The organism is Variovorax stachyos (assembly GCF_051400855.1).
In the GTDB taxonomy this organism is placed as follows: Bacteria; Pseudomonadota; Gammaproteobacteria; order Burkholderiales; family Burkholderiaceae_C; genus Variovorax.
In genome coordinates this window covers 25866-40275 of record NZ_JBLFFN010000022.1, presented here as the reverse complement: position 1 = coordinate 40275, position 14410 = coordinate 25866, and the positions used below count along the sequence as shown (strand labels likewise).

Below are 14410 nucleotides of genomic sequence, written 5' to 3'. Positions count from 1 at the left end.
AGGCGATGCAGCGTGCCATCGCAAGCCAGGCTCGGATCATCGACGACCTGCTCGATGTCTCGCGCGTGCGAACCGGCAAGCTGGCGCTGCGCCGCGCAGAGGTCGACTTCGGCGCACTGGTGCTCGACCTCGTCGCCGCGTTGGGCGCACCGTGGACTTCGGGGCGCATCCGCGCACAGACCCAGGCGGCCGATCCGCTCATCTGCCATGCCGACGCGGTACGGCTGGAGCAGATCGTCGGCAACCTGCTGGACAACGCGATGAAGTTCTCGCCCGCCGGTGCAGAGGTCAGGGTGCGTCTTTTCTCTGAAGCCGGCTTTGCCAGGCTTGCCGTGGCGGATAGTGGCTGCGGCATTGCGCGCGAGTTCCTGCCGCACGTCTTCGGCCTGTTCAGTCAGGCCGACACCGGCGCTGGCGAGTTGCACGGTGGCCTGGGTACCGGCCTCGCGCTGGTTCACGGCCTCGCGGTTGCTCACGGTGGCTTCGTGAAGGCGACCTCCGCAGGGCCGGGCCGCGGCGCAGAGTTCAACGTGTGGCTTCCTCTGCATCGGCGCGACTGACCAGCGCTGCGCATTGATGCCTAGCATGCAACACGGCAGTACCTCCCGCAGGCCTACCGCAACCGAGATGCGAAACCTAGGATTCAAACCGTGCCGCGATGTTCGCGCACCGGAGCCCCAGCCGTCCTGAGGCCAGGGCCGTGGCGCCCTCGAGGAATCACCATGACGCAGCGCATTCATTCCCTGGCGCGATCAGACGCACCACGCCGCACGCTCAAGGCACGCAACGAAGCCTTGCAGGCGGCCGCCGACGCCGCGCCACGAGGTGCAATGGACCGCGTCTGGAGCGTGGGATACGTGACCGTCTTGCTGCTTGCCATTGCTGCGGCCTGCGCGGTGGCGGGCGGCGAAACGGCGAAGGCGGAACTCCGGTTTGCCACGGTTGCCCTCCATGCAGCGCCGCTCCCGCAGGACCTCTGCTCCGCAAGCAGCAATCGACTCGCCGGGCCGACGGAGCAGGCGTGTGCGAACGACGCAGTGCACGGGAGCGACGCACCAGGCGTGTGTTGAGCCGCGCACTCTCTGCCCATCGATTGTCGAAAGAGCGAAGGCCATGTGTCTGCACCTGTCGCTCGAGGTGCATCCCGCAGAGGTGCGAATTTTTCAAGTCGGGCCATCCATCTCCATCCAACCAAAGGAAATCAGCATGAAGAAGTTCTCCAGTCTCGCGCGCGCCTTCGTCGGCATCGGCCTCGTGGCGATGCATCTCACGATGCCTGCCGGCGCGGCCACATCGGTCACGCCGCCGGCAAGGCCTACCGTCGTGTTGGTTCACGGCGCGTTCGCCGAATCGGCCAGCTGGAACGACGTCGCGCGCGACCTTCGTGCGCGAAGCTTTCCCGTCGTCGCAGCGGCCAACCCGCTGCGCGGCGTGAAGTCCGACGCGGACTATGTGGCTGCGATCGTGGGCTCGATCCCGGGGCCGGTGGTGCTGGTCGGGCATTCGTACGGCGGCTCCGTGATCTCTGCCGCCGCGGCTGAGAAGCCCAACGTCCAGGCGCTGGTCTTCGTGGCGGCGTTCGCCCCCGAGGTGGGCGAGTCGGCCGTGGATCTATCCGGGAAGTTTCCCGGCAGCACGCTCGGCCCGACGCTCGCCGCACCGGTAGTCTTGCCGGACGGTTCCAAGGACCTCTACATCCTCCAGGATAAATTCGGCAAGCAGTTCGCCGCCGACGTGGAACCGGCGCTCGCCCACCTGATGGCCGTGTCGCAGCGCCCCATCACCGAAAGTGCGCTCGGAGAAGCGGCGCCTGCCGCCGCCTGGAAGACCGTGCCTTCGTGGTTCATCTACGGCGACCGCGACAAGAACATTCCGCCTGCTGCATTGGCTTTCATGGCCGAGCGCGCGAAGTCGAAGAAGACGGTCGTGGTCAAGGGAGCTTCACACGTGGTCATGACCTCGCGGCCGAAGCTGGTGAGCCGGTTGATCGTCGAAGCCGCGCAAGCGGCCGGGACGGTCGAGGCAGCGAAGGCGCAGCCCTGAGGCACAGCCAGGAATCATGATGACTCCGACTCTTCGCAGTGCCCGGCTCGACGGCCTCAAGAACATCGCATGCGCTGTCGCTGTGACGCTCCCGTTCGGTGCCGGCGCTGTGATGGCGGCCTCCGAAGCGCTGCAGCCGGCGGGCGGCCGCGCTGTGGTCATGCGCTGTGAGGCGATCGGCGGTTGTCAGGTTCCGGTCGATCCCCCGGCACCCCGACGGATAGCAAGGCTTGACGCAGTTTGACTGGTGACAGGCGTGCCGGTGGCACAGACTTTCATTCATGACTTTCAAAAGGGCTTGAGCTCATGACCGCGCTGACCCAGTCTCGTCAGATCCATGTAGCGGTCGCACATCGCGACCCGTATGTGGCTGCCGGCGTCGCCTCCCTGCTGCGTTCCGTGTCGACTTTGTCGTGCGAACCGGCATCATTGATATCGATGACGGCGACGACACCGTCGACGTGTTCGTCACGGACTACGCGACGGGTCTCCACAAGGCGACCCCCGTCGAACCCGGCCATCGCGGCCCGGCGTCGGCCGCGCTCCTCGTGGTCACAGACCAGCGCACGGGCTGGCAAATACGCCGAGCCGTGGATGCTGGCGTGCGCGGCTACCTGTTGCATGACTGCTCGACCGAAGAACTGTCGGACGCGGTGCGCTGCGTTGCCGAAGGACGACGGTACCTGTCCTGTGCGGTGGCCGATCAGTTGCTGGACAACCTGACAGCAGCTGTGCCGACGGTTCGTGAGCTGGAAGTCCTTCAGCTCATCGCGCACGGGCTCCCCAACAAGGACATCGGCAGGCGCCTCGGCATTGGCGAAGGCACGGTCAAGACGCACGTGAAGGCGCTCCTGCGCAAGCTCGGCGAATCGACCCGGACGGCGGTGATCGCCTATGCGCAACGGTTGGGGAGCGAAATGGACGACCGCGCGCCTCAGCGCATCGGCCGCCCGGGTTAGACAGTTATCGCAGTGTCTTCAGGTACTTGACGAGTTCCGCCACTTCACCGGGATCGGGAATGCCTGCAAAAGGCATCCGGTTGCCCGGCACGGCTTGCTGGGGATCGCTCAGAAAAGCCGTCAGCGACGGATCGTCCCAGGTGATCTGCGCGTTCTTCATCGCGCGGCTGTAGCCGAACCCCGGTGCCGAGCCGGCCTTGCGGCCGACCACGCCGCCCAGTCGCGGCCCGATGGCGGCTGCGCCTTGTGCCGAGTGGCACGCCGCGCACGTCGTCCATGTCTTGGGCGGTTGCACGGCCGATTGGCCATGCGCCAGATTCACGAAAGCCACGGCGCAGGCGGCAAGAAGGAGTGTTCGCATTTCAGGTCCTCTCAAAGCATGCGCGGTTGCTTGGCGTAGCGCACCAGGTCGTCGCCCAGGCGCAGCGCCAATGCCGCGAGCGGACCAGTCGGGTTGTAGCCCGCGTTGTGCGCGTAGACGGATGCACCGACCACGAAGAGGTTCTGTGCATCCCAGTGCTGCAGGTGGGGCGACACCACGCTCGTCGAAGGGTCGGCGCCCATGACGGTGCCGCCCGTGGTGTGCGTTGTCTGGTACTGCCGCGCGTCGAAGTCGCCTCGTCGAGGTTGCGGGACGCCGACCGTTGTGGCCCCCATGGCGCGCGCGATGCCGGCGGCCTTGTTCGTGACGTACTCGCTCATTCGATGGTCGTTCTCGCGGAAGTTGAACGTCATGCGCAGCAGCGGCGAGCCGTAGGCGTCGCGATACGTCGGATCGAGGTCGAGGTAGTTCTGGCTGTGCGGGTAGTTGCTGCCGTGCACCGCGACGTTGAAGGCATGCGCGTACCAGTCTGCGTTGGCCTGTTTCCACGCCGATCCCCAGCGCGGCGTTCCGGCCGGATGGAGCCGGGCATTGATGGGGCGGCCGTTCGTCACGTTCGAGTAGATGTAGCCGCCGCCGAAGAAGCCGAGTCCTGCGTGGTCGAAGTTGTCGCCATTGAATTCGTCCACCACCATCTGAGAGGCGCCAGACGCCATGAAGGGGTTGATCCAGCGGTCCTTGAAGAACACCGGCACCGACGACATCACCTGGTAGCAGAAGTTCTTGCCGACCACGCCCTTGCCCGACTTCGGGTCATAGGGGCGCCCGATGCCACTCGTGAGTAGCAGCTTGGTGTTGGTCATGGTGAAGCCGGACAGCACGACGACATCGGCTGGTTGCTCGTACGTTTGCGCGGTCTGCAGGTCGATGAACTGCACGGCGGTCACGCGCTTGGCATGCAGGTCGTAGACGAGGCCGGTCACCTGCGAGTGAAGACGGATTTCGAAATTGCGCTGCTTCTGTAGCAAGGGATACAGCAGCACCGCCGGGCTGGCCTTGGCATTGGCTTCGCAGATGAAGCGCTCGCAGTGGCCGCAATACTGGCACGGCGCGAGGCTCGCGCCATCGGGGTTTGGTATAGGCGCGCGGAGAGTTGGCCGCGGGCAGCGGGAACGGCTTGTAGCCGAGGCTTTGCGCAGCGGCCTTGAAGATCCGGCCCGACTCGAGGATCTCGAGCGGCGGTTGCGGAAAGTCGCGCTTTCGGGGCGCCTCGAAGGGGTTCCCGCCTTCGATCAGTTGCCCGCCGACATTGCCGGCCTGCCCCGCGATGCCGAAGAGCTGCTCGAACAGGTCGTGGTACGGCTCCATCTCGGTGTAGCTGATGCCCCAGTCCTGCACCGTCATCTCGCGCGGAATCGCGGCCTTGCCGTAGCGGGATTCGAGGCGTGTGCGCAGGGCCGGGTCGTACTCGGCCCAGCGCCAGGTCTGGCCGTTCCAGTGGTTCGCCGCGCCGCCCATGCCTTCGCCAGGGAGAAAGGCCTCCATGCGGCGCACGGGCAGCGCGCTCTCGCTGGTTGCATAACGCAAGGTGTAGGTCTCGTTGGCCCAGTTCTGCACCAGGCTGTTGCGCACGCCCCAACGCAGTTCGTCGCGTTGGTTGGGCAGCGTGGCGGCCGCACTGCCGGTGAGGTCGCCGCCGCGCTCGAGCACCAGCACGTCGATGCCGGAGTTCATCATCTGCCGCGCAGCCAAACCGGCGGTGAGTCCGCCGCCGACGAAGACAACAGAGCGTTTGGGAAGTTTGTGAGTCATGGGGGATGGGCCTTCAGCTGAAGTCCTCGATCGACTGCGGCTTGGCCGCGCCAGGGAAGGGCAGGCCGCGGTACTGGACCACGTTGCGCCCGTGGAAGGCGGGCAGGCCCGGGAAGCCCACGGCGCGCCAGAAGGTTTTGTCGCGATTGCCGCCGTACATCGGGTCGGCAGAGCAGGCCTGAACGAACAGCGGATAGAAAAAGTCGTTGAACCACGCACCGAGCGCATAGCGCTCGTTGTCCATCCGGCCAGCAGCGACGTCCTGGAGCAGGGCGTCGAGGGGGCCGGCCTCGAGCTGCTCGATGGCCTTGCCGGTGCGTTGCTGAGCCTCGCGGCGCAGCACCGCGAGGCCGGCCTTGAAGTGCTGCTCCGGCGTGAGGGGCGACTGGTAGCCGTGCTGCGGTTTGCCGGGGCGCCAGGGGCCTTGTCGATAGAGCTGGTCGCCACGCCCCCAGGCGCCGGCGAGCTGACGATCGACATAGAGATGCAAGCCGCAATCGACTCCGTTCGGTGTCATCGCATCAGCCGGGCACATCACGTTGACGAGGGCCTCCACGCAGGCAGCTTCCTGTGGCCCAGCGACAGGTAACCCGAGGGGCGGACGTCGTTGCTGGGGCGGACTGCGCTGCCCTGCGCCGAAGCGAGCGGGCTGGCGAGGCCACCGAGTAGTGCGGGCGCCGCGAGAGCGGCAACGCTGGAAGCGCCACCGATCTGGCGCAGGAAGAGACGCCGTGCGGGCGGCTCTCGGTCATTCAAGGACATGGGGGTCTTTCTTCGAGGGGCAGGGATTGAGCGTGTGTTTCAGCGCATCGATCAGAAGGGCTCGTACTGCGCAGCGCCCACTGTTTCTGTCGGTGTGATCGGCGTGCGGTCCAAAGGCTCTTGTGGGGCCGGATACGAAAGATCGAGCGAGACGAACGGGCTGGCGACCGAGGCGTCTGTCGTTGCTAGGGGAAGCGAGACAGTACTGGTCGGCTCGATCGCATAGATCGAGATCGAGGTCGTGAGACTGGCCAGCAGCGCCGCGAAGAAGATTCTTTTCGTCATCAATTACTCCTGAAAATTTGAGGGAGCCTTCGAGCGGAAACTCCGTTGAAGGCGGATTGACAGTCATGGCGTGCGATGAGAAAAAGTGGTTCGCGCGTTTGCATCTGTCGCACTCAAATCTAGGGTTGGACCGGTCGATGCGGTAGGCCTGTCGAGCGAAACGCCGCAGTGAGCCAACGGCATCAATTGCGGCGTGACGACGCTTCAGTCCGACCGACAGCGCGCTCTGGAAGCGCATGGCTGCGCCAAGGCGGCATGGCGAGAAAGAACTCGAAGTGGGGAGGAGGGGACGGCCTGCGAGGCGCAGCCACCGATGGCGAGAGCTGCGCCCCCGAGTCGCCGTGAAACCCCGGCGCAAAGACGCAACGCCACTGCGCATAAACAGCAAGCAGGCGAAGGCACCGCCAGAGGCGGTGCCGCTTGCTGCGAAGGCTCAGGAGAGGTTCGCCTTGTCCAGGCCGAAAGCCTTGTCGGACGATCCGGGCACGGTCTGGAACGCGACGTTCACGCGGTTCCATGCATTGATGGCCATGACGCTGAAAGTCAGGTCCGACAGCTCCTTTTCCGACAGTTGCGTGCGCACGCGCTCGTAGATGTCGTCGGGCACACCGTGTTCGGGCAGCTTGGTCAGCACTTCGGTCCAGGCCAGCGCCGCACGCTCGCGCGGAACGAACAGCGTCGACTCGCGCCATGCGGCCAGGTGATGAATGCGCAGTTCGCGCTCGCCATGGATCTTGGCTTCCTTGATGTGCATGTCGAGACAGAACGCGCAGCCGTTGATCTGAGACGCGCGGATCGTGACAAGGTCTCGAATCGATTGCTCGATGGTGCCGCTGTCCACGAGCGTGCTGAACTCGATCAGCTTCTTGAAGAGCTCGGGCGATTGCTTGATGTAGTTGAGACGGTGGGTCATGTGTGCTCCGGCCTCAGTGCGGCTGAGGAACCCGTTCGCGAAGACCGCGAGAGAGGGGAAATCCTGGGCATCGACGATCCCGCGCAGTGGGCCCACAGGGACGCACGGCGTTGAACGATGCGCACCAATGGATCGGTTGCGAGCGGGGATTCGCTTTCTGCCAAGGCGCGACGAGTCGAGCAGCGGCGCCATGGGATGGGCTGCCCCAGCAGCACTAACCAGGCGACCAGTGCGCTGGCTGGCCCGCCAACCCGCGTTCAGTAGTCCCAGATGACCGGGACCCAGCGAAAGATGTCGCCGTCGACCGCCACTCGGCCGATGGATGGGAAGGGCAGGTGAGCGGCCACCAGCAATCCGCGGGTCTGCGCCAGTTCGCGGAAAAGGCCGATGCGAACGCGGGCCGATTCTTCGGGGTCGTGCTCGAAGCCGTTGTGCCAGTCCGGGTGGTCGAATGCGACCGGGAACATGGCGTCGCCGGCAAACATCAGGCGCTCGCCGCCCGACACCAGGTCAACCACGCTGTGCCCTGGGGTGTGGCCGCCGGTGAGACGGACCACCACGCCCGGCGCCACCTCACGCCGGTCCTCGAAGGTCTGCAGTCGGTCGCGGTATTCGTTGTAGAAGCTCGTGGCGGTCGAACGGAGCACGTCCGGCACCGGCTTCGGCATCACTGTGTGGGAGAAGTCGGGCGAGATCCAGAAATCGACTTCGGCCGCGGCGACGTGGATGCGCACATCCGGGCGTAGCCGTTCCTTGATCCCGGGAACGAGCAGCCCTCCCACATGATCCATGTGCATGTGGGTAATGATCACATCGGTCACGGCTTCGAGTTCGATGCCTGCCGCGGCCAGGCGTTGGGGGAACTGCCCGGCTCGCGGGAAGCCCGAGAACTGGCCCCCGAGCCCGGCGTCGATGAGGATGGTCTGGTCGCCGCTGCGGGCCACCATCACGTTCAGCGGCCAATCGAACTTGTCCGGCGGCATGAACATCTGGTCGAGCCAACTCGCCAGGTCGGCTGGATCGGCATTGGTGGCCATCGTCGAGGCAGGCAGCGGAAGCACGCCATCGCTGACCACCAGCGCGTCGATATCGCCGATGCGCAGCGCGTAACGGGAGGGCACCAGATCTTTGGGTTTCTGGCTCGTGGGATGCAAGGTGTCATCTGTGGAAAACATAGCGAAATCTCCAAAAGTACGGCCCGATTGCGCGGGCCAAACCAGCCAAGCGACTGGCAACAAATTGCCGTTCAACACCCAGAGTTGTCGGGCACGGATCACGGCAGAAGGCCGTATGCCATTCATCGTAGGCAGGCAGGGAGGGGGCCGGTAGGCTCACAAACGGACGCACAGTGGTGCCTGATACGCACCAAACACATGGATCGTTGATGGGTGGTGGCAGTCTTGTGTCACCCAGTGCGAGGCGAGATGCTTAGCAGGCTGCTGGAGTGGTTCAAGCGTCACCCGGGTAAGCAGGGCAGGTCTGATCTTCCACAGCGACCGTGGCAGCCAGTACGCCAGCCGCGACTTCAGGGATGTGCTCGAGGAGTACGGCATCACCAGCTCGATGAGTCGCAAAGGAAACTGCTGGGACAACGCCTGCAGCGAGACTCTGTTCGGGTCATTGAAGGTGGAGCGGCTGCACGGACAACGCTTCGAAACCAAGCGCGAAGCCAAGGACGAAACCGTTGCGTGGCTGCTCTGGTACAACCGTACTCGACTTCACTCGACGCTGGCCTACGTCCCGACCGCGGGAACATGCACATCGAAGGCGACATGCGCCACACTCTGTTGGCGGGGGTGGAGTTCTGGCGCCTCTTCATCGGCCAGTCCGGCGACTACTCCAGCGTGGCCACGGCGCCCTATGCGATCGACATCCATCAGCCCATCTACGGCGCGGTTAGGATCGCACCGCTTTCGCCCTTGTTCAACAACCTCGATCATCAGCGCGCGACCGGTGTCTTCGTGCAGGACCAGATCGATCTGTCGCCGCAATGGAAGCTGCTGGCGGGCGTGCGGTTCGACCGCTTCCACCAGGAATACGACGACCTGCTGGCACGCAAGTCCACTGCCCAGAGCCATTCGGCCACTTCGCCGCGCGTGGGCATCACCTATCTGGTGGACGACCGGCTGTCCTTCTACGCCAGTGCAGGCACATCCTTCCGGCCTAATTCAGGTGGGGACGAGAACGGCAACGCGTTCGCGCCGCAGTCCGGCCGCGCGCTGGAAGCCGGCGTCAAGTGGCTCTCGGCCGACGAACGGCTGACCGCGACGATGGCGGTGTTCAACATCCGCAAGAGCAACGTGCTCACGCGCAGCCCGATGAATCCCAACTTCAACGTCGCTGCGGGACAGGCGCGCAGCCGGGGATTCGAGGCCGACGTGGCCGGCCAGCTCGATGCCCATTGGCGCCTGACCGGGAACCTGGCCTATACCGACACCGAAGTCACCCGCGACAATAATCCGGCCATGGTCGGGCTGCGGCTCGCCAATTTCCCGCGCATCAGCGGCGGCTTGTTCGCCATGCGCGAGGATCGCCTGCTCAACGGCCGATACGGCATCGGCGGCGGCCTGGTGCACGTCGGCGAGCGCACCGGCAATGCCACAGACACCTACCGGTTGCCCGCCTACACCACGGTGCGCCTGAGCGCCTACTGGCAGGTCAATCCGAGCATCCGGCTAACCGTGGACGTGAACAACCTGTTCGACAAGACCTTCTACGTGGCGTCCTGGAACAACCTGACGGTGCTGCCCGGGCTGGGCCGGCAGGTCGTCGCGGGTCTGCAGGCGAAGTTCTGAGGACACTGGGGAGACTGGTCGCGGCGCACGTTGCCGAGGTGCTCCCGTGCCAGCGTCCGCTGGAGTCATAGCGAGAGAAAGCATGGCGGCCGGGCCGCTCGATCAGGTCAGGGTGCGGTCCAATTTGATCGAGAACTCATCCTCCGCCAGATGATCGAGCTGCCGAAGCGTCCACGCCAGCACCTCTGCTTTGCTCACCGCGCGATCGGCCGGCCAGGCAAGGACGAGTTGATCGTGAAATCCGATCCAGGCGCGCAGGCACGCCCGGATCTTTGGCGTCGGACGGGATATGCCCAGGACCCCATATGCGGCCGATCGCTTCGTGACGTGAGGCCTCCCAGATCTCGGCGACCTTGGTGTTGATCGCAAGGTTGTGGGAGCGGGCCCTGAAAAGCGCATCGCCTTGCCGCTGCTTGACGGCCTTCAGGTGCGCGCGAAGGAAAGAGGCGACCTGCTCGCGCGCCGTGCGGCCACGAAACGATGCCAGCTGCGCCTCGTTCATCTGCTGCGCCGCAAGGTCGCCAATCTGCCCTATGACCCGCAGAAAGAACTGGCGCCGGTTTCCAGATTCGCGGCTTCGCCCTTCGTCTGGATGGTCAATACCCAAGTTCCGGTCAGGACGTTTCCGGAACTCATCGCCCACGCAAAGTCGCAACCCGGGAAGCTCGCGATGGGGGTCACCGGCTTTGCGCCCGCCGCTTACCTCGGTTCAGACGGGCGAGCGCAGCACGGAAGGAATGCCCGACGTTCCGACCCTCGCGGAGACAGTGCCCGGCTATGTCATAGACGCCTGGTACGCCGTCTGGGCGCCGGCTGGAACCCCGAAGGAGGTCGTCGCAAAACTGACCGAGGCTTGAAGATCAGTTGCTTCGAAGCCGGAGGTCAGAGAGCGGCTTGCGGCCTTGTCGGCCGTCGCGGAGGGGAGCACGGCCGGCGAACTCGAGGCCCTGATTCGAGCCGAAACCAGGATGTGGGGCGATGTTGTCAAGGCACGCAGAATTGCCCCAGCGCAATAGAGAGAACGGTGAGCGCCAGGCTGTTTCCGGTGCCGGCTCAGAGCAGCCCGCAGCAAGTTGCGTATCGGCAAGGCGCCTCCGCATGTCCAGCGTAGCCGCTCTGAATGAACCGCACGGTTCAAAAGCCGCATCGAGTGCCAAGATCGTCACACCATTGCTCACTAGGTGCGTAAGCTCCGGCTCAGGCACCGGCCCTGCCCGCGCGCGATATGAGGTCGACAAATAGTCTCAGCTCAAGCCATTGCCGTTGATACCTAAAAGGTTCGTCTTGGCGGAAAGCGCGCGATCAAGGCGCATCCATCTGCTCCCGCAGGCTTGTTCCCGCAGATACCGCACCCAACAATTGAGCCAAGCCTAGCGCATGCTCTCCGCCCGCAGCGTACAGCAGGTATATCTTCCCCTCATCCACGAATACTCCGGGATCGCGCAACTGGTGCACCAACTCGAAGACGGGGCCGCGGCGCGACGGTTCATCGGGCATCGCGGCACCCTCCCAGCCGAGCTCGGGTTGCAGCACGGTAGTGATGTCCCCGTGCTTCCAGGCGGACCAGTCGGGCCTCAGGTCGACGGAGGTGTGAAGGATGCGCTCCGGTGCGTCGCCCACCCGCGTGAAATAGACGTGCAGCAGCGGTCCGTCCACATGCACCGCGCAATGCCGAAAGCTCGGTTCGAACGGCACGGGGCCCAGTTCGAAGTTGCCGTGTTCGCCCATGCGATAGAACGCTCCCGGCATCGCTAGCGCATGCGGACGCCCTTGCCATTCGAAGACGCGGAAGTAGGAAGCCCCCAGCACCTGCTGTTGCGCTGAGAAATGCAGCCCATCGTCCGACACGGCCAGCTTGGTGCGCTGGTTGCCGATCCAGCGCGCGGCTTCTCCGAACTGTTTCTCGTGGCCGTCCGTCTCGCCTGCGGCGAACGCCACACCATGGAAGTACATGCGGATCTTGCGTGCGGCGTGATCGACATGCACATCGGGCGAGGCCACATGGTCGGAACAGCTCGAGTCGGCGACTGGCAAGACGCCCGGCGCATGGACTATCCAGGGTCCCGTCAGCTCGTCGGCATAAGCGAGCCGGATATGCCGGCCCTGATGGTGGGCGAAGTACAGGTAATAGCGTCCGAGCGGATCGGGGAGCCAATTGGGCACCCGGATCAGCGATGGGCCATTGATGTTGTTGCCGAGCGAGGCATCGAGTCCCGCATGGATCAGCGGCTCGGACAGGCAACGCTGCGCCCGCATCACGCTGCGCCCTCCAAGGTAGAGCGGGCCTCGCGATCGACGGCTTCCACCACTGCCATGTGTGCACGGACGACCGGTGCCAGCAGGCGGGCATCGACTCGGGCGAGATCGTCTGCGCGCGTGTGAAAGGCGCGCGGCACGCCCAATACCGCGAGCGCGCGCTCATAGCCGCGCCCCGCGATCGCGCCGAGCTCGCTCACGCCAGGCAAGGGCGCCGTGACCCGCTCCAGTCCCGGTAAGCCGCGAAAGGCCAGTCGGGCGGCGTTCTGCAGCAATGCGGTCGCCATCGTCATGCGGTTCGGATCCGCCGAAGGAAGGTCGAACAGCTCGCCGCGGAACTCGAGTTGGTCGCGCACCGCGAGCGCGGCGCCGAGATGGATCCATGCAAGGGTGTCGGCGGGCGCGGGGGCCCGCTCCAACGCGCGGTGCGCGCCTGCAAACCGGTACTCGTGCGCCCCTGTATTCAGCAGGAACAGCGAGAGGTCCGGAAAGCGAGCCACGGCCCACGCCGCCAGGGCCAGGAACGCCGCCGTTCCGGTGCCGCGCTCGCCGACGCAGCCGAACCAGCCGGTACGCGGGGTGGAGAGGCATAGCCAGCGCGGGCCGCGCCGCAGCGTTGCCTGCAGGTTCAAGGTCTGCCGCACGCTCGTGTGGCCGTGCAAGTAGAGCGCGGCAGGCACGCCGTCGTGCGCGGCACGCAGGAACGGCTCGGCAAGTGCCGGCGCAAGAACCGCGACGGGCACCGGCGCGACGGGCGCCTGGAGACCGGCATTCAAAGCCACGGCTTGGCCGGTCGGGCCGACCGGGACGATAGCGAGCGCGACGGCACCCGCTGCGCGTGCGGCCGCCATCAGAGGGGCAACAAGCGGAGAATCGACCGAGGCATGGCGTGCATGCGGCAACACCAGCAGTGCGATGCGCCCAGCCGCATCCTTCGCCTCGTACGGCGCGCGCACCACCGCCAGCGGCGCGTGCAGCCCCTGGATCGGCGTTGCGGTGACCGGGGACTGCCAATAGACCGGTGCCGAGGTCCCCGCCGCGACCAAGCGGCAGTCGACGGGATCGAAGAACGGCACGTCGATGCCCTGCTGCTCGACCTCACAGCCCAGTTCGGCGAGGCGGCCCGCGATCCACTGCGCGGTCGCCGCGTCACCGGCGCCTCCCGAGACCTTGTCGCCCATCGTGGCATGCCGAGCCATGTCGGCCGCGAGCCCGCTGGCCAACGCGTCCATCTCGTTGTCCATGCGGGTCATTCCTTCTGAACGCCCAGGGACGCGGCGATCTTCCCCCAGCGCTCGTAGGCATCACGCACGATCGACGCGAACTCCGAGGGTGTCGACGAGACCGCTTCGTACCCGCTCTTGGCAAACTCGTGCTTGATCTCGGATGTGCCGAGCACTTTCACGAGCGCCGCGTTAAGGCGCGCAGTGATGGGTAGCGGCAGGTTCGCCGGCGCGAAGACCCCGACCCACCCGTCGATGTCGAGCCCGGTGCCGCCTTGCTCCACGAGTGTCGGAACGCCGGGCAGCAGCGGCGAGCGCTGCGGCGCCGCGACACCGATCATCCTGACGTTCCCGGTGCGTGCGAACTGCAGCGCGCCGCCTGCCGCGGCGAACATGATCTGGACCCGTCCCCCGACCAGGTCCTTCTGCACGTCGCCGGCGCCCTTGTACGGGATGTGCACCATGTCGAGGCCGTAGTGCTTCGCCATCCACTGGCCGAACAGGTGCGACGAACTTCCCCTGCCGAAGGAGGCGTAGTTCAGTTGGCCGGGATGGGCCCGCGCATAGGCCACCAATTCCTTCAGGTTCTCCGCAGGCACCGATCTGTGGGCGACGAGCACGAGCGGCCCCACGCTGGCGAGCGACAGCGGCGTGAAGTCCTTGAAGGGATCGAACGGCAGCTTGGCGAACGAGTGCGGATTCTGGGCGAACGGACTCAAGGGGCTGTAGAGCAGCGTGTATCCGTCCGCCGCGGCGCGGGCGACTTCCGCGGTGGCCATGTTCATGCTCGCGCCGGGACGGTTTTCAACCACCACCGGGGTTCCCAGTTCCTTGCGCAGCTGCTCGGCCAGGAAGCGCGCCTGCTGGTCCGTCGGCCCGCCCGGGGCAAGGCCGACGACGAGCCGGACGGCCTTGCCGCCCGCAGGGAAGTCGGCGGCGGCCGGGCACACCGTCTGCAGCATCAACATGGCCGCCATCAGGGCGGCAAAACATCGTCTCATCAGGCCTGTCTCCATGGTTGGCGCGGGAGCGCTCTGAAC

The 14410-nt window shown here is 65.6% G+C and carries 16 protein-coding genes and 2 pseudogenes; 8 read left to right on the top strand and 10 right to left on the bottom strand.

Going from position 1 to position 14410, the window contains the following annotated elements; genetic code table 11:
* Nucleotides 1–5: 5 nt before the first annotated feature.
* The 4 genes from ACMGEZ_RS26135 to ACMGEZ_RS26120 all read left to right on the top strand — a co-directional run bounded on the left by ACMGEZ_RS26135 (nucleotide 6) and on the right by ACMGEZ_RS26120 (nucleotide 3002).
* A complete protein-coding gene (locus ACMGEZ_RS26135) occupies nucleotides 6–560 on the top strand; it encodes a sensor histidine kinase (protein ID WP_436825192.1) in 555 nt (184 codons plus the stop codon).
* A gap of 162 nt (nucleotides 561–722) precedes the next feature.
* Nucleotides 723–1070, top strand: a complete 348-nt coding sequence (locus ACMGEZ_RS26130; protein ID WP_436825191.1) for a hypothetical protein — start codon at nucleotides 723–725, stop codon at nucleotides 1068–1070.
* Nucleotides 1071–1206: 136 nt separating this feature from the next.
* Nucleotides 1207–2043: an alpha/beta fold hydrolase gene (locus tag ACMGEZ_RS26125; RefSeq protein WP_436825190.1), complete on the top strand. Its 837-nt coding sequence runs from the start codon at nucleotides 1207–1209 to the stop codon at nucleotides 2041–2043.
* Between the two features lie 413 nt (nucleotides 2044–2456).
* Entirely contained in the window at nucleotides 2457–3002 is a 546-nt protein-coding gene (locus tag ACMGEZ_RS26120) for a LuxR C-terminal-related transcriptional regulator (protein WP_436825189.1), read from the top strand.
* A 4-nt stretch (nucleotides 3003–3006) separates the two neighbouring features.
* On the opposite strand, the gene ACMGEZ_RS26115 is transcribed toward ACMGEZ_RS26120, so the two are convergent.
* From ACMGEZ_RS26115 to ACMGEZ_RS26085, 7 genes are all read right to left on the bottom strand, one after another.
* On the bottom strand, nucleotides 3007–3363 hold the full coding sequence (locus ACMGEZ_RS26115; RefSeq protein WP_436825188.1) for a c-type cytochrome: 357 nt from the start codon (nucleotides 3361–3363) through the stop codon (nucleotides 3007–3009).
* 11 nt (nucleotides 3364–3374) lie between these two features.
* Nucleotides 3375–4400: a GMC oxidoreductase gene (locus ACMGEZ_RS26110; RefSeq protein WP_436825243.1), complete on the bottom strand. Its 1026-nt coding sequence runs from the start codon at nucleotides 4398–4400 to the stop codon at nucleotides 3375–3377.
* A 749-nt stretch (nucleotides 4401–5149) separates the two neighbouring features.
* The gene (locus tag ACMGEZ_RS26105; RefSeq protein ID WP_436825187.1) at nucleotides 5150–5653 is read right to left on the bottom strand and encodes a gluconate 2-dehydrogenase subunit 3 family protein; all 504 of its coding nucleotides are present in this window, start codon (nucleotides 5651–5653) and stop codon (nucleotides 5150–5152) included.
* Between the two features lie 17 nt (nucleotides 5654–5670).
* A complete protein-coding gene (locus ACMGEZ_RS26100) occupies nucleotides 5671–5898 on the bottom strand; it encodes a hypothetical protein (RefSeq protein ID WP_436825186.1) in 228 nt (75 codons plus the stop codon).
* Nucleotides 5899–5949: 51 nt separating this feature from the next.
* Nucleotides 5950–6183: a hypothetical protein gene (locus tag ACMGEZ_RS26095; RefSeq protein WP_436825185.1), complete on the bottom strand. Its 234-nt coding sequence runs from the start codon at nucleotides 6181–6183 to the stop codon at nucleotides 5950–5952.
* A 433-nt stretch (nucleotides 6184–6616) separates the two neighbouring features.
* Nucleotides 6617–7096 (bottom strand): carboxymuconolactone decarboxylase family protein, encoded by a 480-nt coding sequence (locus ACMGEZ_RS26090; protein WP_436825242.1) that lies wholly within the window; start codon nucleotides 7094–7096, stop codon nucleotides 6617–6619.
* A 257-nt stretch (nucleotides 7097–7353) separates the two neighbouring features.
* Complete coding sequence (locus ACMGEZ_RS26085) at nucleotides 7354–8271, bottom strand: MBL fold metallo-hydrolase (RefSeq protein WP_436825241.1); 918 nt, start codon at nucleotides 8269–8271, stop codon at nucleotides 7354–7356.
* Nucleotides 8272–8557: 286 nt separating this feature from the next.
* Here ACMGEZ_RS26085 and ACMGEZ_RS26080 point away from each other — a divergent pair.
* The 4 genes and pseudogenes from ACMGEZ_RS26080 to ACMGEZ_RS26065 all read left to right on the top strand — a co-directional run.
* Nucleotides 8558–8836, top strand: a pseudogene (locus ACMGEZ_RS26080) (integrase core domain-containing protein); the annotation flags it as partial.
* A 14-nt stretch (nucleotides 8837–8850) separates the two neighbouring features.
* Nucleotides 8851–9891: a TonB-dependent receptor gene (locus ACMGEZ_RS26075; RefSeq protein WP_436825184.1), complete on the top strand. Its 1041-nt coding sequence runs from the start codon at nucleotides 8851–8853 to the stop codon at nucleotides 9889–9891.
* A 373-nt stretch (nucleotides 9892–10264) separates the two neighbouring features.
* Nucleotides 10265–10546: pseudogene (locus ACMGEZ_RS26070) on the top strand (hypothetical protein); the annotation flags it as partial.
* 31 nt (nucleotides 10547–10577) lie between these two features.
* Nucleotides 10578–10748: a tripartite tricarboxylate transporter substrate-binding protein gene (locus tag ACMGEZ_RS26065; protein WP_436825183.1), complete on the top strand. Its 171-nt coding sequence runs from the start codon at nucleotides 10578–10580 to the stop codon at nucleotides 10746–10748.
* Nucleotides 10749–11193: 445 nt separating this feature from the next.
* Here ACMGEZ_RS26065 and ACMGEZ_RS26060 read toward each other — a convergent pair whose 3' ends face one another.
* Genes ACMGEZ_RS26060 through ACMGEZ_RS26050 form a run of 3 tightly spaced genes read right to left on the bottom strand, consistent with a single transcriptional unit; the run spans nucleotide 11194 to nucleotide 14386 of the window.
* Nucleotides 11194–12150, bottom strand: coding sequence for a hypothetical protein (locus ACMGEZ_RS26060; protein WP_436825182.1), 957 nt, complete (start codon nucleotides 12148–12150; stop codon nucleotides 11194–11196).
* Nucleotides 12147–13391 carry a hypothetical protein gene (locus tag ACMGEZ_RS26055; protein WP_436825181.1) on the bottom strand — a complete coding sequence of 415 codons (1245 nt, stop codon included), beginning with the start codon at nucleotides 13389–13391 and terminating at the stop codon, nucleotides 12147–12149. Before ACMGEZ_RS26055 ends, ACMGEZ_RS26060 begins: the two co-directional genes overlap by 4 nt.
* A 5-nt stretch (nucleotides 13392–13396) precedes the next feature.
* Nucleotides 13397–14386 (bottom strand): Bug family tripartite tricarboxylate transporter substrate binding protein, encoded by a 990-nt coding sequence (locus ACMGEZ_RS26050; protein ID WP_436825180.1) that lies wholly within the window; start codon nucleotides 14384–14386, stop codon nucleotides 13397–13399.
* Nucleotides 14387–14410 lie beyond the last annotated feature (24 nt).

Excerpts from the sequence above, each read along its gene's own strand:
- ACMGEZ_RS26135 (WP_436825192.1), top strand. The coding sequence starts at position 6 with ATGCAGCGTGCCATCGCAAGCCAGGCTCGGATCATCGACGACCTGCTC.
- ACMGEZ_RS26130 (WP_436825191.1), top strand. The coding sequence starts at position 723 with ATGACGCAGCGCATTCATTCCCTGGCGCGATCAGACGCACCACGCCGC.
- ACMGEZ_RS26125 (WP_436825190.1), top strand. The coding sequence starts at position 1,207 with ATGAAGAAGTTCTCCAGTCTCGCGCGCGCCTTCGTCGGCATCGGCCTC.
- ACMGEZ_RS26115 (WP_436825188.1), bottom strand. The coding sequence starts at position 3,363 with ATGCGAACACTCCTTCTTGCCGCCTGCGCCGTGGCTTTCGTGAATCTG.
- ACMGEZ_RS26105 (WP_436825187.1), bottom strand. The coding sequence starts at position 5,653 with ATGACACCGAACGGAGTCGATTGCGGCTTGCATCTCTATGTCGATCGT.
- ACMGEZ_RS26100 (WP_436825186.1), bottom strand. The coding sequence starts at position 5,898 with ATGTCCTTGAATGACCGAGAGCCGCCCGCACGGCGTCTCTTCCTGCGC.
- ACMGEZ_RS26095 (WP_436825185.1), bottom strand. The coding sequence starts at position 6,183 with ATGACGAAAAGAATCTTCTTCGCGGCGCTGCTGGCCAGTCTCACGACC.
- ACMGEZ_RS26090 (WP_436825242.1), bottom strand. The coding sequence starts at position 7,096 with ATGACCCACCGTCTCAACTACATCAAGCAATCGCCCGAGCTCTTCAAG.
- ACMGEZ_RS26085 (WP_436825241.1), bottom strand. The coding sequence starts at position 8,271 with ATGTTTTCCACAGATGACACCTTGCATCCCACGAGCCAGAAACCCAAA.
- ACMGEZ_RS26075 (WP_436825184.1), top strand. The coding sequence starts at position 8,851 with ATGCACATCGAAGGCGACATGCGCCACACTCTGTTGGCGGGGGTGGAG.
- ACMGEZ_RS26055 (WP_436825181.1), bottom strand. The coding sequence starts at position 13,391 with ATGGACAACGAGATGGACGCGTTGGCCAGCGGGCTCGCGGCCGACATG.
- ACMGEZ_RS26050 (WP_436825180.1), bottom strand. The coding sequence starts at position 14,386 with ATGGAGACAGGCCTGATGAGACGATGTTTTGCCGCCCTGATGGCGGCC.